We start from the raw sequence: 21,099 nt of genomic DNA, 5'->3' as shown, positions 1-21,099 counted from the left end.
ATGAACTGAAGCAACTTGCTGCCGAAAACCTCATAACTCATTGAATCTCAAGGAGTTTTCCGTTTCGACTGCGCCGGAAGTGGGGCGAATTATAGGCTTCCAGAATCTGCCGTCAACCGTTAATTTCATATTTCTGTCATATCAGTCAAAGAACACCGAAAACACAAAGGCCGACCTCTAAAGATCGGCCTTCTTCATCCCTGCTTACAAGCTAGGGAAGGCGAACTGCGAGGCTTCGTGGCTAGCACGTTGCGGCCAACGCTGAGTGATTGCCTTGCGGCGGGTATAGAAGCGCACACCGTCCGGGCCATAGGCATGCAAGTCGCCGAACAGCGAACGCTTCCAGCCGCCAAAGCTGTGATAAGCCACCGGCACCGGCAAAGGCACGTTGACGCCGACCATACCGACTTCGATCTCATCACAGAACAGACGCGCCGCTTCACCGTCACGCGTGAAGATGCAGGTGCCGTTGCCGTATTCGTGATCGTTGATCAGTTGCATCGCCTCTTCCAGGCTGCTCACCCGGACGACGCACAGCACCGGCCCGAAGATCTCCTCTTTATAGATGCGCATCTCTGGAGTGACGTTGTCGAACAGGCAGCCCCCGAGGAAGAAGCCGTCTTCGTGACCCGTGACGCTCAAGCCGCGACCATCGACCACCAGAGTCGCACCCGCTGCCACGCCGTCATCGACATAGCCGCTGACCTTGTCGCGCGCCTGACCGGTCACCAGTGGCCCCATGTCCAGACCACACGAAGTACCCGCACCAATCTTCAACGCCTTGATCTGTGGAACCAGTTTGGCCACCAACGCATCCGCCACCTGATCACCCACACATACCGCAACGGAGATCGCCATACAGCGCTCGCCGCAAGAACCATACGCCGCGCCCATCAGTGCGCTGACCGCATTATCCAGATCAGCATCCGGCATCAGCACCGCATGGTTCTTCGCGCCGCCCAGTGCCTGAACGCGTTTGCCGCGCTTGGTGCCTTCGGCGTAGATGTATTCAGCAATCGGCGTCGAACCGACGAAGCTCAGCGCTTTGACTTCCGGCGCTTCGATCAGCGCGTCCACCGCCGTCTTGTCGCCGTGGACCACGTTCATCACACCTTTTGGCAGGCCGGCTTCCAGCAGCAGTTGAGCAATCAGCAGCGTGGAGCTTGGATCACGCTCGGACGGTTTGAGGATGAAGCAGTTGCCACAGACGATCGCCAGTGGATACATCCACAGCGGCACCATGGCCGGAAAGTTGAATGGCGTGATACCGGCGACTACGCCCAACGGCTGGAAGTCCGACCACGCATCAATGTTCGGGCCTACGTTGCGGCTGTACTCGCCCTTGAGAATTTCCGGCGCAGCACAAGCAAACTCGACGTTCTCGATACCGCGTTTCAGTTCACCGGCAGCGTCTTCGAGAGTCTTGCCGTGTTCTTCGCTGATCAATTGCGAGATGCGCGCTTCGTTCTGCTCCAGCAGTTGCTTGAAGCGGAACATCACTTGGGCGCGTTTGGCCGGCGGCGTGTTACGCCAGGCCGGGAACGCTGCCTTCGCAGCATCAATGGCTTTCTGAATGGTTGCCTGGCTGGCCAGTGGCAACTTGTGGATCGCTTGACCGGTGGACGGGTTGAACACATCAACCGCGCGACCGTTCTCGGTCACCAGTTCGCCATTGATCAAATGCGGGATAACGCTCATCGGGGGACTCCTGAATTTTGTCCGCCGGCGCCGCCGAAGAGGCGCCGGCAATTTGTACTTATATAGAGGGAAAAATCAGTCGAGCTTGTTCAGCACTTCGCCGACCGCGTCGAACAGACGATCAAGGTCTTGCGGCTTGCTGTTGAAGGTTGGGCCGAACTGCAGGGTGTCGCCGCCGAAGCGCACGTAGAACCCCGCTTTCCACAGCGCCATACCCGCCTCGAACGGACGCACGATGGCGTCGCCGTCACGACCGGCAATCTGGATCGCACCGGCCAGACCGTAGTTACGGATGTCGATGACGTTCTTCGAACCCTTCAAGCCATGCAGCGCGTTTTCAAAATGCGGCGCGACTTCGGCCACGCTCTGCACCAGGTTTTCCTTTTGCAGCAGGTCGAGTGCCGCCAGGCCAGCGGCGCAAGCCACCGGATGCGCCGAATAGGTATAGCCGTGGGGGAATTCCACCGCGTATTCCGGCGTCGGCTGGTTCATGAAGGTCTGGTAGATCTCGGAACTGGCAATCACCGCGCCCATCGGGATCGCGCCGTTGGTGATTTGCTTGGCGATGCACATCAGGTCGGGAGTGACGCCAAAGCTGTCGGCGCCGAACATCGAGCCAGTGCGGCCGAAACCGGTGATCACTTCGTCGAACACCAGCAGGATGTTGTGCTGATCGCAGATTTCACGCAGGCGCTTCAGATAACCCTGAGGCGGAACCAGCACGCCAGCGGAACCGGCCATCGGTTCAACGAACACGGCGGCGATGTTCGACGCATCGTGCAGTTCGATCAGCTTCAGCAGTTCATCGGCCAGGGCGATACCGCCCTGCTCCGGCATGCCACGGGAGAACGCATTGCTCGCCAGCAACGTGTGCGGCAGGTGATCGACGTCCATCATCGCCTGACCGAACATTTTGCGGTTGCCGTTGACGCCACCCAGGCTGGTGCCGGCGATGTTCACACCGTGATAGCCACGGGCGCGGCCGATCATTTTGGTCTTGGTCGCCTGGCCTTTAAGACGCCAGTAGGCACGCACCATTTTCACCGCCGTGTCGGCGCACTCGGAGCCGGAGTCGGTGAAGAACACATGGTTGAGGTTGCCCGGGGTCAGATCGGTGATTTTCTCAGCCAACTGAAAGGACAACGGATGGCCGTACTGGAAGCCCGGCGAGTAATCGAGCGTGCCCAACTGCTTGGAGACCGCTTCCTGAATTTCCTTGCGGGTGTGCCCGGCGCCGCAGGTCCACAGACCGGACAACGAGTCGTAGATCTTGCGGCCCTTGTCGTCGAACAGCCAACTGCCCTCGGCACCGACAATCAAACGCGGATCGCGCTGGAAGTTACGGTTGGCGGTGTACGGCATCCAGTGCGCGTCCAGCTTCAGTTGGCTGGCCAGTGGCGACGGAGCGGTTTCAGGCATGTTCATCGGGCAAAACCTCGCAGGGCATAAGCATCAGGGAGATAGAAAGCGTTGTTGCAGCTAAATTGCCACGGCGATAAAGTCGGTGAAATCCAACTCTTCTAACCTTCAGTCAGCCCACCACTAAACTTTGAGTGATCAAGCATGAGCAGCCGCCGTCCCGATCCGCTGGCCCAGGTCAGTGACTTTGATATTCGCTTGCTGCGCATTTTTCGCAGCGTGGTGGAATGCGGCGGCTTCTCGGCGGCGGAAACCGTGCTCGGCATTGGGCGTTCGGCGATCAGCCAGCAAATGAGCGACCTGGAGCAACGCCTCGGCTTACGCCTGTGCCAACGCGGCCGCGCGGGATTCTCGCTGACCGAAGAAGGCCGCGAGGTCTATCAATCGGTGCTGCAACTGTTAAGTGCGCTGGAAAGCTTTCGCACCGAGGTCAACGGCCTGCACCAGCACTTGCGCGGCGAGTTGATCATTGGCCTGACCGACAACCTGGTCACCCTGCCCCACATGCGCATCACCCACGCCCTCGCGCAATTAAAAGAACGCGGCCCGGACGTGCAGATCCAGATCCGCATGATCGCGCCTAATGAAGTCGAACAAGGCGTGCTCGACGGCCGCCTGCATGTTGGCGTGGTGCCGCAGGCCAGTGCGCTGTCCGGTCTGGAATATCAGCCGCTGTACAGCGAACGTTCACTGCTTTACTGCGCGGTCGGGCATCCGCTGTTTTACGTCGATGACAAGCAACTGGACGACGAACGCCTGAATAGTCAGGACGCCATCGCCCCCACCTTCCGTTTGCCGGCAGACATTCAGGCGCATTACCAGGCGCTCAACTGCACCGCCAGCGCTTCGGACCGTGAAGGCATGGCGTTCCTGATCCTGACCGGGCGCTACATCGGTTATCTGCCGGATCACTACGCCAGCCTATGGGTGCAGCAGGGGCGTCTGCGCGCGCTCAAGGCCAAGACACGTTTCTATGACCTGAGCCTCGCATCGGTCACGCGCAAGGGCCGGCGCCCCCATTTGGTGCTGGAAAGTTTTCTTGAAAGCTTGGCGGCGACGCGTTGAAAAACCCGCAAGGCCCAGCCACGCTGGGCCTAACAGACAAAATCACCCAATAACCTGAGCAAGTGGACAGCTTTTTGCAGAGCAGGATCAACCCCGATCCTTCAACAAAGAAGCCCAAGTCCATGCAGCCAGATTCCGCACCGTCCAGCGACCTGATCTACGGCCTCAACGACCGCCCCAAACCGCCCGCCGCGATTCTTGCCGCCCTGCAACACGTACTCGCCAGTTTCGTCGGCATCATCACCCCGCCGCTGGTGATCGGTTCGGCGCTCGGCTTGAACGCGCATTTACCGTACCTGATCAGCATGGCGCTGATGGTGTCCGGGGTCGGCACCTTTATTCAGGCACGCCGACCGTTCGGCATTGGTGCCGGGATGATTTGTCTGCAGGGCACCAGTTTCGCCTTTCTTGGCGCCGTACTGTCGGCAGGTTTTCTGGTCAAACAGCGCGGCGGCAGCCCACAGGACATTCTGGCGATGATCTTCGGCGTGTGCTTTTTCGGCGCGATCGTACAGATCGTCCTCAGCCGCTTCATTGGCCAATTGCGTCGCGTCGTTACGCCGTTGGTGACCGGCATTGTCATCACCCTGATCGGAATCAGCCTGATCAAAGTCGGCATCACGGATCTGGGCGGCGGTTTCAATGCGCCGGACTTCGGTGCGCCGGGCAATCTGGCGCTGGGCGTGTTCGTGCTGCTGACGATCATCCTGCTCAATCGCTCGAACACGCCGTGGGTGCGGCTCTCGGCAATCATCATCGGTCTGGTACTCGGCAGTCTGGCGGCATGGTTCAGTGGGAAACTGGTGGTGCAGCCTTTGCCTGACTTGCCGCTGGTGAGTATTCCTGCACCGTTCAAGTTTGGATTCAGCTTCGACTGGACGGCTTTTCTGCCCGTCGCGCTGATTTATCTGATCAGCACCATCGAAACCGTCGGCGACCTCACCGCCAACTGCATGCTGGCCCGCCAGCCCATCAGCGGCCCTTCTTATATAAGCCGTTTGCGCGGTGGCATTCTCGGTGATGGCGTGAGCTGCATGATCGCGGCCACTTTCAGCGCCTTTCCCAACACCACGTTCGCGCAGAACAACGGCGTGATCCAGTTGACCGGTGTCGCCAGTCGCTACGTCGGTTTGTACATCGGCGCGATCCTGTTTTGTCTCGGCCTGTTTCCAATGATCGGCGCGGTGCTGCAACAGATTCCAAAACCGGTGCTTGGCGGTGCGACGCTGGTGATGTTCGGTGCCGTTGCGGCGGCGGGTGTGCGCATCCTCGCGCAATCACCGCTGGATCGACGCAGCATGTTGATCATCGCCACCTCGTTCGGCGTCGGCCTGGGTATTGCCGCGCAACCGAACTTGCTGCACTTGCTGCCGAAACTGGTGCAGAACCTTTTCGACTCGGCGATCACCAGTGGCGGGCTGACCGCAATCATGCTCTGCCTGCTGCTGCCGGAAGCAAAAACCACCACCAGCGAAGCCCATGTGCCGGTGAACAAGGTCGAACAGGCGTAACGGTTTTATTGCTTCAGGACTTGTCTGAAGCCTGTGGGTGCGCTATCAACACAACTGGTTGCGCCCACAGACAAACCCGGAAGTGCCTATGACCTTTGAAGTCCCCGCTCACGGCGGCAAGCCCGCCAGCCGCATTCGTCAGAAGAACGAAGAGACCATTCTCAAAGCCGCCGAAGACGAGTTCGCCCGTCATGGGTACAAAGGCACCAGCATGAACACCATTGCCCAGAATGCCGGGTTGCCCAAGGCGAACCTGCATTACTACTTCACCAACAAGCTGGGGTTGTACGTGGCGGTGCTGAGCAACATCATCGAGTTGTGGGACAGCACCTTCAACACCCTGACGGCCGAGGACGATCCGGCCGAGGCGCTCACCCGCTACATCCGCGCAAAAATGGAATTCTCCCGCCGCCAGCCGCAAGCTTCGCGCATTTTCGCGATGGAAGTGATCAGCGGCGGCGAATGCCTGAGCGAATATTTCAATCAGGATTACCGCGCCTGGTTCCAGGGGCGAGCGGCCGTTTTTCAAGCGTGGATCGATGCCGGCAAAATGGACCCGGTGGATCCGGTACACCTGATTTTCCTGTTGTGGGGCAGCACTCAGCATTACGCCGACTTTGCCACGCAGATCTGCCGAGTCAGCGGTCGCAGCAAGTTGACCAAGCAGGACATGGAAGACGCCGGCAACAATTTGATCCGCATCATCCTCAAAGGCTGCGGCCTCACTCCCTCTCTATAAGACGTCTATGCCTTTCACCCTCAGTGGTTTTTGCGAATACCGCGAAGAGATTCGCAAAAGCCGCTTCATCACCTACGCCACGCCGATCAGCAGCGCGGCCGACGCGCAGGCGTTCTTCGAACAGCACAGCGACTTGAACGCCTCGCACAACTGCTGGGCGTGGAAACTGGGCGATCAATACCGTAGCAATGACGACGGCGAGCCTGGCGGCACGGCGGGCCGGCCCATTCTGGCGGCGATTGAAGCGCAGGATTGCGATCAGGTCGCCGTACTGGTGATTCGTTGGTACGGCGGCATTCAACTGGGCACCGGCGGTTTGGCCCGCGCCTATGGCGGCGGCGCAAACAAGTGCCTGCAGACGGCGGCGAAAGTCGAGTTGATCAGCCGTGTGCCGCTGCGTTGTGCCTGTGGGTTTGCCGAGCTGGCGCTGGTGAAGTTGCGGGTGGCGGATCTGGGCGGGTTGGTGGTCGAGGAAAACTTCACTGCCAACGGCGTCGAATTGCAGCTAGCCGTGGGTGAAATGCAGATCGAATTATTGCAACGCCAGTTGGCTGATTTGAGTCGTGGGCGGATTTTGCTTCAGCGTTCAAGCGCTGCGATCTTTTAGGGCATCGCTTGATTTCCTTATTACCCCGAGTTGCCCACATCGGCTGTGCACCCGACTGTGGATAACCTGAGCACATTGCGCTGTAACCCTTCTGTCACGCGGCTTTGCGCGGTTTGTTCATTTTTCGTTCAATCTCTCCTGAAAAATTCAAAATTTGCCTAAAAACAATCAGTTAATAACGTTTAGCACCATTAGAAGAAAGCCTTGCAGTGCTTATGCCCGGGTTTAAAGCTTGCGCACAATAACTGTGGAGCAACCTGTGGATAACCCGTTCATGGCTGGCGCAGTTGCAGACTCTGTCTAGCCCCCGCGTCTTTGCTCGTTTTTTGATCAGTCACCGAAGGGCAAAACTGGAGCCTGTTCAACGGCTTTGCTCTGAATTGGTGCCGGGGCATTACCCGATGCAGCCTTGAACGCTTTGCGCCGAGCCCTGATGCACACGCTCGCCCCGGGTTCCTGACTCAATGGCCAGGAAATTGCTTTATCCACAGGCACAACTCCAAGCAAGTCGAGCCTGTCATGCCAATCGATCCGCCCAACACGCGCCTGCAACTGCGCCACATCAGCAAACGCTACCCCGGTTGTCTGGCCAACGATGCCATCGACCTGAGCATCGCCCCTGGGGAAATCCATGCGCTGCTCGGTGAAAACGGCGCGGGCAAAAGTACGCTGATGAAGATCATCTATGGCGTCACCCAGGCCGATGCGGGCGAGATGCTCTGGCAAGGTCAACGGGTGAATATCCGCAACCCGGCGCAGGCGCGGCAGTTGGGGATCGGCATGGTGTTCCAGCATTTCTCACTGTTTGAAACCCTCAGCGTGGCGCAGAACATTGCTCTGGCGATGGGCGCAGCGGCCGGTACGCCCAAACAACTGGAACCGAAAATTCGCGAAGTGTCGCGCCGTTACGGCATGGCGCTGGAGCCTGAGCGACTTGTCCACAGCCTGTCGATCGGTGAGCGACAACGGGTGGAAATCATCCGCTGCCTGATGCAGGACATCCGTCTGCTGATTCTCGATGAACCGACCTCGGTGCTGACACCGCAAGAGGCCGAGGACTTGTTCATCACGCTGCGGCGCCTCGCCGCCGAGGGCTGCAGCATTCTGTTTATCAGCCACAAGCTCGGCGAAGTCCGCGCCTTGTGCCATAGCGCCACGGTTTTGCGCGGCGGACGAGTGGCCGGGCATTGCGTACCCGCCGAGTGTTCGGATCAACAATTGGCGCAGTTGATGGTCGGCGAAGCGGCGGCGTTGATCGGTGATTATCCGAAAGTCAGCGGCGGCGCGGATTTTTTGCAGGTGAGCGGTTTGAGTTGGCGCAACCCCGATCCGTTTGGCTGCTCGTTGACCGACATTAATGTGCAAGTGCGCAGCGGTGAAATCGTCGGCATCGCCGGGGTCGCCGGCAATGGTCAGGATGAGTTGCTCGCCCTGCTCAGCGGCGAACAAACCCTGCCGAGCGCCGAGGCGACGACGATTCGCTTCGGTGAACAAGCTGTCGCTGACTTACGCCCGGATGCGCGGCGCAAACTCGGTCTGGCCTTCGTCCCCGCCGAACGCCTCGGCCACGGCGCGGTGCCCGAGTTGAGTCTGGCGGACAACGCCCTGCTCACGGCCTTCCAGCAGGGATTGGTCAGCAACGGGCTGATCCAGCGCGGCAAGGTCGAAGCCCTCGCGCAACAAATTATTCAACGCTTCGGCGTGAAAACCCCGGACACGCAAACCGTTGCGCGCAGCCTGTCCGGCGGCAACTTGCAGAAATTCATTCTTGGCCGGGAAATCCTCCAGCAGCCGAAACTGCTGATCGCCGCGCACCCGACCTGGGGCGTGGACGTCGGCGCTGCGGCCACCATCCACCGTGCGTTGATTGCGTTGCGCGATGCCGGTGCGGCGATTCTGGTGATTTCCGAAGACCTCGACGAACTGTTCCAGATCAGCGACCGCCTCGGTGCGTTGTGCGGCGGGAAGATGTCCGCGTTGCACAACACGGCGGACACCCTACTGAGCGATGTTGGTGGCTGGATGGCCGGCCAGTTCGATGCCCCTCAACAACACGCCACGGTTTAACGGAGTTTTCAACATGCTGCTTTCTCTCGAACCCCGTGGCCAGCAATCGCGCCTGATGCTCTGGTGCTCGCCGTTGTTGGCGGCGGCGCTGACCCTCGGTTGCGGTTCGCTGCTGTTCATCGCTCTGGGTCATGATCCACTGCAAACTTTGCACACCCTGTTGATCGCACCGGTCAGCGACGTGTACGGCGTGTCCGAATTGCTGGTCAAAGCCCTGCCGATTCTGCTCTGCGCGTTGGGCTTGGCCGTGGCCTATCAAGCGCGAATCTGGAACATCGGCGCCGAAGGCCAATTGCTCCTGGGCGCGTTGGCCGGCAGTGCGCTGGCGGTGAACATCATCGACATGCAAAGCCGTTGGGCACTGGTGCTGATTCTGCTCACCGGCACCCTCGCCGGCGCGGCGTGGGCCGGGCTGACGGCATGGCTGCGCACGCGTTTCAACGCCAACGAAATCCTCACCAGCATCATGCTCAATTACATTGCCCTCAACCTGTTGTTGTTCTGCGTACACGGCCCGTTGAAAGACCCGGCCGGCTTCAACTTTCCCGAGTCGGCGATGTTTGGCGATGCCAGCCGTTTACCGCTGTTGATGGAGGATGGCCGCGTGCACGCCGGGGTGTATTTCGCCCTGCTCGCCTTGGTGGCGGTGTGGGTGTTGTTGCAGAAAAGCTTTGTCGGTTTTCAGATCAAAGTGCTCGGGCTGGACAAGCGTGCGGCGGGGTTTGTCGGTTTTCGCGAGAAACGGCTGATCTGGCTGGCGCTGCTGATCAGCGGCGGTTTGGCCGGGCTCGCGGGGGTCTGCGAAGCCACCGGGCCGATTGGTCAGTTGGTGCCGCAGGTTTCGCCAGGGTATGGCTATGCGGCGATCACCGTGGCGTTTCTCGGGCGGCTGAATCCGATCGGGATTCTGTTCTCAAGTCTGTTGATGGCGTTGCTGTACATCGGCGGCGAGAGTGCGCAGATGGCCCTCAACCTGCCGCAAGCGATTACCCAACTGTTCCAGGGAATGATGCTGTTTTTCCTGCTGGCCTGTGACGTGCTGATCCTCTATCGGCCGCGCCTGAAACTGCGCTGGAGACGGCGCGCCTCGACCACTGCCGTAACCGCCGGAGCGCTGTGATGGATATCGATCTGCTGAGCAATATTTTCTACGCCATGGTGCGTTGCGGCACGCCGCTGTTATTGGTGGCGCTGGGTGAACTGATCTGCGAGAAGAGCGGCGTGCTCAACCTCGGCCAGGAAGGGATGATGCTGTTTGGTGCAGTGATCGGTTTTATCGTCGCCCTCAGCAGCGGCAACCTGTGGCTCGGCGTGTTGCTGGCGATGCTCGCGGGGATGCTGTTGTCGTCGCTGTTTGCCCTGGTGGCGCTGGTGTTCAACGCCAATCAGGTGGCGACCGGGCTGGCGCTGACGATTTTTGGTGTGGGGTTGTCGACCTTTGTCGGCTCCGCGTGGGTGGGTAAACCACTGGCGGGTTTTGAGCCAATGGCGATTCCGTACTTGAGTGAAATTCCGCTGATCGGGCGGATGCTGTTTGCTCAGGATCTGTTGGTTTACCTGTCGTTCGCGCTGTTTGCGCTGGTCGCGTGGGTGATCATCAAAAGTCGTATCGGGCTGATCATTCAGGCCGTCGGTGAAAATCCGGATGCGGCCAGTGCGATGGGCTTGCCAGTGTTGACCGTGCGTACGCTGGCCGTGCTGTTTGGCGGGGCGATGGCCGGGTTGGCCGGGGCGTATCTGTCACTGGCGTACACGCCGATGTGGGCCGAGAACATGACGGCCGGGCGCGGCTGGATCGCGCTGGCGCTGGTGGTGTTTGCCAGTTGGCGGGTGTGGCGGTTGTTGCTGGGGGCGTATCTGTTCGGGCTCGCCAGCATCCTGCATTTGGTGGCACAGGGGATGGGGCTGGCGATTCCGTCGAGCTTGCTGGCGATGCTGCCGTATGTGGCGACGATTGTGGTGCTGGTGTTGTTGTCGCGCGATGCGCTGCGTACGCGGTTATATGCGCCGGTGTCGTTGGGGCAGCCGTGGCAGGCAGGGCATTGATGCGCTGAAGAGACTGGCCTCTTCGCGGGCCCGCTCCCACAGGTTCGGCGGTGATTACCCATTTGTGTACGACACGGACACTGTGTGGGCTTGCCCGCGAAGAGGAGTATGCTCCACGGCCAATACCTCTTTTGAGTGCGTCAATGCGCAGTGGTGAATAAGCTCAGGCCTGCGCCGTCAGCCGCAATTGCTGCGCGACAAACTGCAACTGATCGAAACCCGTATGAGTGAACTCGACGCACTGCGTCAGGAGTTGCAACTACGGCTCGCTCAGGCGTGTCCATTGAATCCTGCACGTTAACTTTTCAAGGAACCCATCATGTCCCAGGCAAAAAACGCACTGATCATCGGCGCCTCCCGTGGTTTGGGCCTCGGGTTGGTGAAAACCCTGCTGGCCGATGGCTGGCAAGTGACGGCCACCGTGCGCAATCCTTCGAACGCCGACGCGTTGCAAGCGCTGGGCAAGGTGCGCATCGAGAAGCTTGATATGGATGACCAGCAAGCGGTGATCGCCCTGAGTCAGCAACTCAAGGGCGAGACGTTCGACCTGCTGTTCGTCAACGCTGGGGTCAAAGGCCCGGATGCACAAACCCCGGGCGGCGCGACACTGGCCGAAGTCGGGAAATTGTTTTTCACCAACGCGGTGGCACCGATCAATCTGGCCCAGCGTTTCGTCGGGCAGATTCGCGATGGCAGCGGTGTGTTGGCGTTCATGAGTTCGGTACTCGGCAGCGTGACCATGCCGGATGCGCCGGAACTGGCGCTGTACAAGGCGAGCAAGGCTGCGCTGAATTCGATGACCAACACTTTCGTGACCCAGTTGGGCGAGCAGAAACTCACGGTGTTGTCGCTGCATCCGGGTTGGGTGAAGACGGACATGGGCGGTGAGGGTGCCGACATTGATGTCGAGACCAGCACGCGCGGTCTGGTCGATCAGGTGAATGCGTTTACTGGCAAGGGCGGGCACCACTTCGTCAATTACAAGGGTGAAACCATTCCTTGGTAAGCACCGTATAACCCCTGTGGGAGCGGGCTTGCTCGCGAAGGCGTCGTGTCAGTCAATACACCCGTGCCTGACTCAGCGCTTTCGCGAGCAAGCCCTCTCCCATAAGGGGTGGTGTGTGTTGTCCTGTCGGGTGGGGCTTGCCCGGCATCGCGTTTTGTTTGAAACTGCGCGCCTCGTCCTTCGCGGCGACCCTGGATCAGCAGACAGGGCAACACTGAGCTGGCAACCCTGAACCCAACTTTCAGAGGAGCCGGCCACAATGCCTGCCATCCGTACCTGGTTAAAAAATCCCCTCGCCATTTTCACGGCCAACGCGCTCGATGCCCGTGGTGGTCTGGTGCTGCAAGACGGCGTGATCGTCGAAGTGCTGGCGGCCGGTCAGCAACCGTCCGCGCCGTGCAATGAAGTGTTCGATGCCCGCGAACATGTGATCCTGCCGGGCCTGATCAACACCCACCACCATTTCTACCAAACCCTGACTCGCGCCTGGGCGCCAGTGGTCAACCAGCCCTTGTTTCCCTGGCTGAAAACCCTGTACCCGGTGTGGGCACGCCTGACGCCTGAAAAACTTGCCCTCGCCACGAAAGTGGCTTTGGCTGAATTGCTGCTGTCAGGTTGCACCACCGCCGCCGACCACCATTACCTGTTCCCGGACGGTCTGGAAAACGCCATCGACGTACAAGTCGAAACCGTGCGTGAACTGGGCATGCGCGCCATGCTCACTCGCGGCTCGATGAGTCTCGGCGAGAAGGACGGCGGCCTGCCGCCGCAGCAGACCGTGCAGGAAGGCCAGGTGATTCTCGACGACAGTCAGCGCCTGATTCGCGAGTACCACGAGCGTGGCGATGGCGCGCAGATCCAGATCGCCCTGGCACCGTGCTCGCCCTTCTCGGTGACGCCGGAAATCATGTCGGCCAGTGCTGAACTGGCGAACCAACTAGACGTGCGCCTGCACACGCACCTGGCCGAAACCCTCGATGAAGAGGACTTCTGCCTGCAGCGTTTCGGCCTGCGCACCGTCGATTATCTGGACAGCGTCGGCTGGCTCGGCCCGCGCACCTGGCTGGCCCACGGCATCCACTTCAACCCGGACGAAATCACCCGCCTCGGCCAGGCCGGCACCGGCATTTGCCATTGCCCGAGTTCGAACATGCGTCTGGCCTCCGGCATTTGCCCGAGTATCGATCTGACCGACGCTGGCGCGCTGTTTGGTCTGGGGGTCGACGGCTCGGCGTCCAACGATGCGTCGAACATGATTCTGGAAGCGCGGCAGGCGTTGTACATCCAGCGTCTGCGTTATGGCGCCGAGAAAATTACCCCCGAGCGTGTGCTGGGGTGGGCGACCAAGGGGTCGGCGAGCCTGTTGGGCCGCACCGACATCGGTGAACTGGCGGTCGGCAAGCAGGCCGATCTGGCACTGTTCAAGCTCGATGAGCTGCGCTTCTCCGGTAGCCATGATCCGATTTCGGCGCTGCTGCTGTGTGGCGCCGATCGTGCGGATCGAGTGATGATCGGCGGCAAGTGGCGTGTGGTTGACGGCCAGGTCGAAGGCCTGGATCTCAAGGGCTTGATTGCCGATCACAGCCAGGCCGCGCGCCAACTGATCGCCGGCACCTGATTCACCACCGATAAAACCTGTGGGAGCGGGCTTGCTCGCGAAGGCGTCGTGTCAGTCAGTTTTAAGCTGCCTGACAGACCGCTTTCGCGAGCAAGCCCGCTCCCTCATTTGGAATTGTGGTGTTCCTAGAGCCCGAGCAGGGACAGCATGATGAACGTCGCAAACAACACAAAGTGCGTCATACCCTCAATGGCGTTGGTTTCGCCGTCGTTGAGGTTGATCGCACTGACGATCAGGGTGATGAAGATCATCACCGTCTGCACTGGCGTCATCGCCATCTGAAACGGCTGACCGGTATACAGCGCCATGGCTTCCATCACCGGCACGGTCAGGATCACCGTCGACAGTGACGCGCCCATCGCGATGTTGACCACCGACTGCATGCGGTTGGCCAGCGCCGCACGCAATGCCGTGAGAATTTCCGGCGCGGCCGAGATTGCCGCCACCAGAATCGCCGTGATCACCGGCGGCGCCCCTGTTCCCTCCAGGCCCAGATCGAGGGTTTTCGACATCACCTCGGCCAGCGCGCCGATCACCACCACACCAAACACCAGAATGCCAATCGACAAGCCCAATCTGAGCGGTTTCGGTTGCTGTTCGACCGGCTCTTTCTTGCGCCGCTTGTCCGGGTAGCTGTAGCTGAAAAAATAGCTGTGCGGCCCGACCTGCATGCGCAGGAACAAGGTGTAAAGCACCACCATCGCACCGATGGTGAACGCCGAATAAACCTTCCAGTTAGCCTCGGGAATGAACTCCGGCACCACCATCGACACGCCCATGGCGGTGAGGATCATCACGCTGTAGCTGCGCGCCGAATCGTCGTTGTAGGACTGCTCGCCGTGCTTGATCCCGCCCATCAGCGCCGCGAGGCCGAGGATGCCGTTGATGTCGAGCATCACCGCAGAATAGATCGTGTCACGCACCAGGGTGGGCGACGCTTCGTTGCTCATCATGATCGCCAGAATCACCACTTCGACCAGCACGGCGGCCAGTGTGAGAATCATCGTGCCGTAAGGGTCGCCGACTTTTTCGGCGAGCAGTTCGGCGTGGTGGGCGACGCGCATTGAGGCGACGACGATGAACGCGATCAACACCAGCCCGGCGCCCAGGGCGACGATCTGGCCGCTGTGCAGCAGCCAGTGTTCCAGTGGATAAGCGACGAGTGCGGCGATGAGCGCCAACAGTAGAAAGCTTTCTTGCTTGAGGATCGTGAGCATGGCGGGCCTTTTGCCGGAGAGTGCGAGTGAGCTACTGACTGCGGAACGGCGCTAACGTTTCGTTACACCTTAGCGCACCAGTGAATGGCGGCCGTTTCATTCGTTGCACTTTTATTGGCCGCGCCGACCTCTTCGCGAGCAAGCCCGCGCCCACATTGATATGCATTCCCCTGTGGGAGCGAGCGTGCTCGCGAAGGCCGTTATGCGGTTTGGAGACGTTTGTTGTCCTGTTGGTCAGCAATTTGCATTGACGCTGTCCACACACAACAAAACGGAGCTCCAATTCATGCAAATACGTCCGCTGCACAAACTGCTGTGCGCCGTCCTCGGTCTGGGGATCAGTCTGAGCGCCAGCGCTGCCGATCCGCTGAAGGTCGGTTTCGTCTATATCGGCCCGATCGGCGACCACGGCTGGACGTATCAGCATGAACAGGGGCGCAAGGCACTGGCCGAGAAATTCGGCGATCAGATCACCACCCACTTTGTGGAAAACGTCGCCGAAGGTGCCGATGCCGAGCGGGTGATCCGCAACATGGCCAAGGACAAGTACGACCTGATCTTCACCACCTCGTTTGGCTACATGAACCCGACGCTGAAAGTCGCCAAACAGTTTCCCAAAGTGACTTTCGAACACGCCACCGGCTACAAGCAGGACAAGAACCTCGGCACCTATCTGGCACGCACTTACGAAGGTCGCTACGTCGGTGGTTTCCTCGCTGCGAAGATGACCAAGAGCAAAAAAATCGGCTACGTCGCCTCGTTCCCGATTCCGGAGGTGATCCGCGACATCAACGCTATTCAACTGGCCCTGAACAAGTACAACCCAGGCACCGAGATCAAAGTGGTGTGGGTCAACTCGTGGTTCGATCCGGGCAAGGAAGCCGATGCGGCCAACGCCCTGATCGATCAGGGCGTGGACGTGGTGTTCCAGCACACCGACAGCCCCGCGCCGATTCAAGCGGCCGAACGTCGTGGCGTGTACGCCGTGGGCTACGCCTCCGACATGGCGCACTTCGGGCCGAAAGCGGTGCTGACTTCAATCGTCAACGACTGGGCGCCGCACTACATTCAGGCGACGCAAAGCGTGATCGACCACACCTGGAAATCCCAGGACTACTGGGGCGGTTTGAAAGAAGGCACGGTTGAACTGCCGATCAGCGACCTGGTGCCGGCGCCCGTGAAGGCTGAAGCCGAGCAGATCATCGCCGACATCAAGAGCGGCGCGTTCAAGCCGTTTACCGGGCCGATCAAGGATCAGGCCGGGGTCGAAAAAATCCCGGCGGGCGTGAGTGCAACCAACGCAGAACTGGCCTCGATGAACTATTACGTGGAAGGCATGAAGGCCGAGATGCCGAAGTAAGCGCACACCTATGGGAGCGGGCTTGCTCGCGAAGGCGTCGTGTCGGTCGATACGCAATGGCCTGATACACCGCCTTCGCGAGCAAGCCCGTTGTCACGTTTGGCTCTCCAGTGCTTTCAAGGATTGTGTATGGATCAGCTTCCGATCATCGACATCAGCCCGCTCTACAGCGACGACCAAAACGCCTGGCCCGCCGTGGCCGAGCAGATCGACCAGGCCTGCCGCGAGTGGGGGTTCTTCTACATCAAGGGTCATCCTGTTTCGGCGCAACGCATCGACGCACTGCTCGACCACGCACAGCGTTTTTTTGCGCAACCGGGGCCAGAAAAACTCAAGATCGACATCACCCAGACCCGCCATCACCGTGGCTACGGCGCCATCGCCACCGAGCAACTCGACCCGAGCAAACCCAGCGACCTGAAAGAAACGTTCGACATGGGTCTGCATCTGCCGGTCGATCATCCCGACGTGCTGGCGGAGAAACCCTTGCGCGGGCCGAACCGCCATCCTGAGCAAGCGGGATGGCAACCCTTGATGGAGCAGCACTACCTCGACATGCAGGCCCTCGCGCAAACCTTGTTGCGCGCCATGACGATAGCCCTTGGCATTGAGCGTGATTTCTTCGACAGCCGTTTCAATGAGCCGGTCAGCGTGTTGCGGATGATCCATTACCCGCCACGCCACACTGCCAGCTCTGCCGAGCAACAAGGCGCTGGCGCGCACACCGATTACGGCTGCATCACCTTGCTCCATCAGGATGCGGCGGGTGGTCTGCAAGTGAAGAACGTCAAAGGCCAATGGATCGACGCACCGCCGATTGACGGCACCTTCGTGGTCAACCTCGGCGACATGATGGCGCGCTGGAGCAACGACCGATATCGCTCGACACCGCACCGGGTGATCAGCCCGCTGGGCGTGGATCGCTACTCGATGCCGTTCTTCGCCGAGCCACACCCGGACACGCGCATCGAATGCCTGCCCGGTTGCCGGGACGCACAGCATCCGGCGAAATATCCGACCACTACTTGCGCCGAATTCCTGCTCTCGCGCTTCGCCGATACCTACGCCTATCGGCGGGAACAGGAGGCGATCTGATGGATCGCTTGGTCAGGTTTTGCCAATTGTTTCGGCAAGCATCTGTAGAATGCCGTCATTGCACCTGATGAGAAAAGACTATGTACGACTGGCTCAACGCCCTGCCCAAGGCTGAACTGCACCTGCACCTGGAAGGCTCGCTGGAGCCCGAACTGCTGTTCTCCCTGGCCGAACGCAACAAGATCGCCCTGCCGTGGAACGACGTTGAAACCCTGCGCAAGGCTTACGCCTTCAACAATCTGCAGGAATTTCTCGACTTGTATTACCAGGGCGCCGACGTGCTGCGCACCTCCCAGGATTTCTACGACCTGACCTGGGCCTATCTGCTGCGCTGCAAAGAGCAGAACGTGATTCACACCGAACCGTTCTTCGACCCGCAAACCCACACCGATCGGGGTATCCCGTTCGAAGTGGTGTTAAACGGCATCGCCGCCGCTTTGAAAGATGGTGAGCAGCAACTGGGCATCAGCAGCGGTTTGATCCTGAGTTTCCTGCGCCATCTGAGCGAAGACGAAGCACAGAAAACCCTCGATCAAGCGCTGCCGTTCCGTGACGCGTTTGTCGCCGTCGGTCTGGACAGTTCCGAGATGGGTCATCCGCCGAGCAAGTTCCAGCGCGTGTTCGACCGCGCTCGTCACGAAGGCTTCCTGACCGTCGCCCACGCCGGTGAAGAAGGGCCACCGGAGTACATCTGGGAGGCCATCGACCTGCTGAAAATCCAGCGTATCGACCATGGCGTGCGCGCCATCGAAGACGAGCGCCTGATGCAGCGGATCATCGATGAGCAAATCCCGTTGACCGTGTGCCCGCTGTCGAACACCAAGCTTTGCGTGTTCGATCACATGTCGCAGCACAACATTCTCGACATGCTTGAGCGTGGCGTGAAGGTTACGGTGAACTCAGATGACCCGGCGTACTTCGGCGGCTACGTGACCGAGAACTTCCACGCGCTGCACGAGCACCTGGGCATGACCCAGGATCAGGCCAAGCGTCTGGCACAGAACAGCCTGGATGCACGGTTGGTAAAACCGTAACAACACTGAAGAGCTAAAGTGGGGCTTGCTCGCGAAGGCGTCGTATCAGTCGACATGGTTGTTGAATGACACCCCCCCTTCGCGAGCAAGCCCGCTCCCACCATGGCATTTATGTTCAGCCTGCGACTTGTGTTTCAGTCAGCTCTTCCAGCGTTTTGCCCCGCGTCTCCATCCCGAACAGCCACACCACCCCTGCCGCAATCGCAAAGCACAGCGCACCCAGCGCAAACACCCCACCCTGCCCGGTCACCGGGAACACCAGCCCGGTCACCAAAGGCCCGAGCAGCGACCCCACCCGACCAATCGCCGAGGCGAATCCCGAGCCCGTCGCCCGGGCTGACGTCGGATACAACTCCGGCGTGTAGGTGTAGAGCACTGCCCACATGCCAAACAGGAAGAACTGCATCAGCAACCCTGTGCTGATCAGCAGCGCCACATTGCCGCCGAACACCGCGCTCTGCCCATACAGAAACGCCATTACCCCCCCGCCGAGCAGCGTGACGATGCACACCGGTTTACGTCCCCAGCGTTCCACCAGCCACGCCGCCATCAGGAAACCGGGAATCCCGCCCAGGGAAATCAGCACCGTGTAATACACCGACTGCGTCACGGCGAAACCAGACTGTTGCAGCAATGCGCTGAGCCAGGACGTCAGGCCATAAAAACCCAGCAGCGCGAAGAACCACACACTCCAGATCATCGTTGTGCGCTGGCGATACTGTGGCGACCAGATCTGCTTGAGCGCCGAAAAGAAGTCGCCCGGGGGCGTCACAGTGCGCGGTATACGCAGCGGTGACGGCAACGCGGCACCGCCGAGCGATGCGCGCACCCGTGCTTCGATCCCGCTCAAGACCTTATCGGCGGCCTGATGTTTTCCGGCCTGTTCCAGCCAGCGCGGTGATTCGGGAATGAAAAAACGGATCGCCAGCACAAACACCGCCGGCACCGCCAACACCAGAAAGATGTCGCGCCAGCCAATCAGCGGCAGCAGGAAATACGACAGCACCCCGGCCGCGACAAAACCCAGCGGCCAGAAGCCGTCCATCAAGGCGATGTAGCGCCCGCGTCGCTGAGCCGGAATCAGCTCCGACAACATCGATTGGGCAATCGGAAACTCCATGCCCATGCCAATCCCCAGCAGGATGCGGAACAGCGTCAGCGACTCGATCGTTTGCGCCGTCGAGCAGAGATAACTGGCCAGCCCCCACAGTACGATGCTCCACTGAAACACCGGTTTGCGTCCGAAACGGTCGGCGAGCATGCCGGACAACGACGCGCCGAGCACCATACCGAAGAAACTCGAACTGGCGAGCAGCCCTGCCTGCGCACTGCTCAGGCCGAACTCGGCTTTGATCGAGCCGAGCAGGAACGTCATCATCGCCAGGTCCATGGAGTCAAAGAAAAACGCCAGGGCGATGATGATGAAAATGATCCGATGATAACCGCTGATCGGCAGTCTTTCCAAGCGTTCTGCCGCGCTGAAGCCTTGAGTGTCCATATCGCCTCCCCCATCCGAAATATCCCCGGATTGAGTGTGCGCGATGGTGATACAGAGGCCGTACTGGATGCGACCTGCTCGCAGTCGTAGACGACGCCGACACGCCTGACGTCGATCTCGAATGCTCTATCACGCCATCTCCAGCTCGGTTTCCTTGGCAAATCGATGCAATTCCCGCTGGCCGGTGTCCGTCAGTTGCAGGGCTCTTGAATCATTGGGCAATGTCAGCCAACCGGACTGCATGAACAACTGCAGCAATGCCGCACCGAGTGAACCGCCCATGTGCGGACGACGCTCGCTCCAGTCCGGGCAAGCGCAAGCCACCTGCACGTTGCGATGGGCCAGCGCCTGGATGAACACGCCGCGACTGGCCAACTGTTTAGCGCCTTTATGGGTCACCACCACGCGTTGTTCAAGCTGTTCGATCCAGCCGGCGTCGAGCAGTCGCTGGTACAGATCGGCAGCCAGCGTGCCGCCCAAATGGTCATCACAAAAACGTGCGCGCAATAGCGATGAGGGTGCCGTCTGAGGTTTGGCCATGGGTGTGGCGCGCTTGAACACTTCGGCGACTTCCCGCGGAGCACTGGCAATGGTCGCGCTGGCCAGCGCTTCTATCGCCGCCCCCACCTCCGGTGCCGAAAGACGGAAAAACCGCTTGCGACCACGAACTTCAACCTTCAACAGACCGCCGGTGGACAAGCGTGCCAGATGCGCGCTGGCCGACGACGGCGACAGTCCTGCCAGTAGCGCTAGCTCCTCGGTCTGCCGGGCCGAGCCGTCCATCAGCGCCCACATCATCGCGCTGCGCTTGGGGTCGGCCAGCAACGTGGCGATCTGGCTGATGCAAGGTGCATGTTCCATGTATTCACTCCCTGTGGAATCGTATCGTCTACTGCTCGGAGACATCTTGACCAGTAATGGGTCGGCGGCCAAGACGTGAAAATCGCCCTGAGCCGGGGCAAGGCAGGCCATTGACACAACATGTTCCGGCATAGAACCCGCCACCCTTGCACAGCCCTGAATTGAACAGGGACTGCTGGGTGTGACGTCGTCCGGGCCGGGTTTCGGTACTGGCATGAGGCGGGCGCTAGTATAAGCGGGATGCACGCCCCGTCCCGC

The 21,099-nt window shown here is 60.1% G+C and carries 17 protein-coding genes and 1 pseudogene; 13 read left to right on the top strand and 5 right to left on the bottom strand.

The genetic code is table 11. From position 1 onward, the window contains the following. Positions 1-204: 204 nt before the first annotated feature. A complete protein-coding gene (locus AACY11_RS05030; RefSeq protein ID WP_339494010.1) occupies positions 205-1,698 on the bottom strand; it encodes a CoA-acylating methylmalonate-semialdehyde dehydrogenase in 1,494 nt (497 codons plus the stop codon). A gap of 75 nt (positions 1,699-1,773) precedes the next feature. Then, positions 1,774-3,123 carry an aspartate aminotransferase family protein gene (locus tag AACY11_RS05025; protein WP_339431902.1) on the bottom strand — a complete coding sequence of 450 codons (1,350 nt, stop codon included), beginning with the start codon at positions 3,121-3,123 and terminating at the stop codon, positions 1,774-1,776. A gap of 138 nt (positions 3,124-3,261) precedes the next feature. Between AACY11_RS05025 and AACY11_RS05020 the strand changes: the two genes are divergently transcribed. The 10 genes and pseudogenes from AACY11_RS05020 (at position 3,262) to AACY11_RS04975 (ending at position 13,776) form a co-directional block, all read left to right on the top strand. Continuing rightward, positions 3,262-4,182: a LysR family transcriptional regulator gene (locus AACY11_RS05020; protein ID WP_221734345.1), complete on the top strand. Its 921-nt coding sequence runs from the start codon at positions 3,262-3,264 to the stop codon at positions 4,180-4,182. A 122-nt stretch (positions 4,183-4,304) separates the two neighbouring features. Beyond that, positions 4,305-5,693, top strand: coding sequence for a uracil-xanthine permease family protein (locus AACY11_RS05015; protein WP_339431901.1), 1,389 nt, complete (start codon positions 4,305-4,307; stop codon positions 5,691-5,693). A gap of 88 nt (positions 5,694-5,781) precedes the next feature. After that, positions 5,782-6,432, top strand: coding sequence for a TetR/AcrR family transcriptional regulator (locus AACY11_RS05010; protein WP_150617871.1), 651 nt, complete (start codon positions 5,782-5,784; stop codon positions 6,430-6,432). A gap of 7 nt (positions 6,433-6,439) precedes the next feature. Next, positions 6,440-7,039: an IMPACT family protein gene (locus AACY11_RS05005; RefSeq protein WP_339464635.1), complete on the top strand. Its 600-nt coding sequence runs from the start codon at positions 6,440-6,442 to the stop codon at positions 7,037-7,039. A gap of 519 nt (positions 7,040-7,558) precedes the next feature. Then, entirely contained in the window at positions 7,559-9,106 is a 1,548-nt protein-coding gene (locus tag AACY11_RS05000) for an ABC transporter ATP-binding protein (protein WP_339494009.1), read from the top strand. 13 nt (positions 9,107-9,119) lie between these two features. After that, positions 9,120-10,226, top strand: coding sequence for an ABC transporter permease (locus AACY11_RS04995; protein ID WP_339494007.1), 1,107 nt, complete (start codon positions 9,120-9,122; stop codon positions 10,224-10,226). Continuing rightward, a complete protein-coding gene (locus AACY11_RS04990; protein ID WP_339431897.1) occupies positions 10,226-11,152 on the top strand; it encodes an ABC transporter permease in 927 nt (308 codons plus the stop codon). Before AACY11_RS04995 ends, AACY11_RS04990 begins: the two co-directional genes overlap by 1 nt. 184 nt (positions 11,153-11,336) lie before the next feature. Then, positions 11,337-11,453: pseudogene (locus AACY11_RS04985) on the top strand (MerR family transcriptional regulator); the annotation flags it as partial. 18 nt (positions 11,454-11,471) lie between these two features. Continuing rightward, entirely contained in the window at positions 11,472-12,158 is a 687-nt protein-coding gene (locus AACY11_RS04980) for an SDR family oxidoreductase (protein ID WP_339431896.1), read from the top strand. Between the two features lie 259 nt (positions 12,159-12,417). After that, complete coding sequence (locus AACY11_RS04975; protein ID WP_339431895.1) at positions 12,418-13,776, top strand: 8-oxoguanine deaminase; 1,359 nt, start codon at positions 12,418-12,420, stop codon at positions 13,774-13,776. Positions 13,777-13,901: 125 nt separating this feature from the next. Here AACY11_RS04975 and AACY11_RS04970 read toward each other — a convergent pair whose 3' ends face one another. Beyond that, on the bottom strand, positions 13,902-14,993 hold the full coding sequence (locus AACY11_RS04970) for a calcium:proton antiporter (RefSeq protein ID WP_339431894.1): 1,092 nt from the start codon (positions 14,991-14,993) through the stop codon (positions 13,902-13,904). A 286-nt stretch (positions 14,994-15,279) separates the two neighbouring features. Here AACY11_RS04970 and AACY11_RS04965 point away from each other — a divergent pair, with 286 nt between their 5' ends. The 3 genes from AACY11_RS04965 (at position 15,280) to AACY11_RS04955 (ending at position 18,482) form a co-directional block, all read left to right on the top strand. Next, the gene (locus AACY11_RS04965) at positions 15,280-16,353 is read left to right on the top strand and encodes a BMP family ABC transporter substrate-binding protein (protein WP_339431893.1); all 1,074 of its coding nucleotides are present in this window, start codon (positions 15,280-15,282) and stop codon (positions 16,351-16,353) included. 129 nt (positions 16,354-16,482) lie between these two features. After that, positions 16,483-17,448 (top strand): isopenicillin N synthase family dioxygenase, encoded by a 966-nt coding sequence (locus AACY11_RS04960; RefSeq protein ID WP_339494006.1) that lies wholly within the window; start codon positions 16,483-16,485, stop codon positions 17,446-17,448. Positions 17,449-17,528: 80 nt separating this feature from the next. After that, a complete protein-coding gene (locus AACY11_RS04955) occupies positions 17,529-18,482 on the top strand; it encodes an adenosine deaminase (RefSeq protein ID WP_339431891.1) in 954 nt (317 codons plus the stop codon). Positions 18,483-18,597: 115 nt separating this feature from the next. Here the strand turns inward: AACY11_RS04955 and AACY11_RS04950 are convergent, their stop codons facing one another. Both AACY11_RS04950 and AACY11_RS04945 read right to left on the bottom strand, forming a co-directional pair. After that, positions 18,598-19,980, bottom strand: coding sequence for an MFS transporter (locus AACY11_RS04950; protein WP_339494004.1), 1,383 nt, complete (start codon positions 19,978-19,980; stop codon positions 18,598-18,600). A gap of 129 nt (positions 19,981-20,109) precedes the next feature. After that, entirely contained in the window at positions 20,110-20,841 is a 732-nt protein-coding gene (locus tag AACY11_RS04945) for an ArsR/SmtB family transcription factor (RefSeq protein ID WP_339431889.1), read from the bottom strand. Between the last annotated feature and the right edge of the window lie 258 nt (positions 20,842-21,099).

The sequence above is a fragment of the Pseudomonas sp. RA_105y_Pfl2_P56 genome (assembly GCF_963970845.1).
GTDB classification, from domain to species: domain Bacteria; phylum Pseudomonadota; class Gammaproteobacteria; order Pseudomonadales; family Pseudomonadaceae; genus Aquipseudomonas; species Aquipseudomonas baetica_A.
Note: the sequence above shows the minus strand (reverse complement) of the source record. Positions and strands in the feature narration are given on the sequence as shown.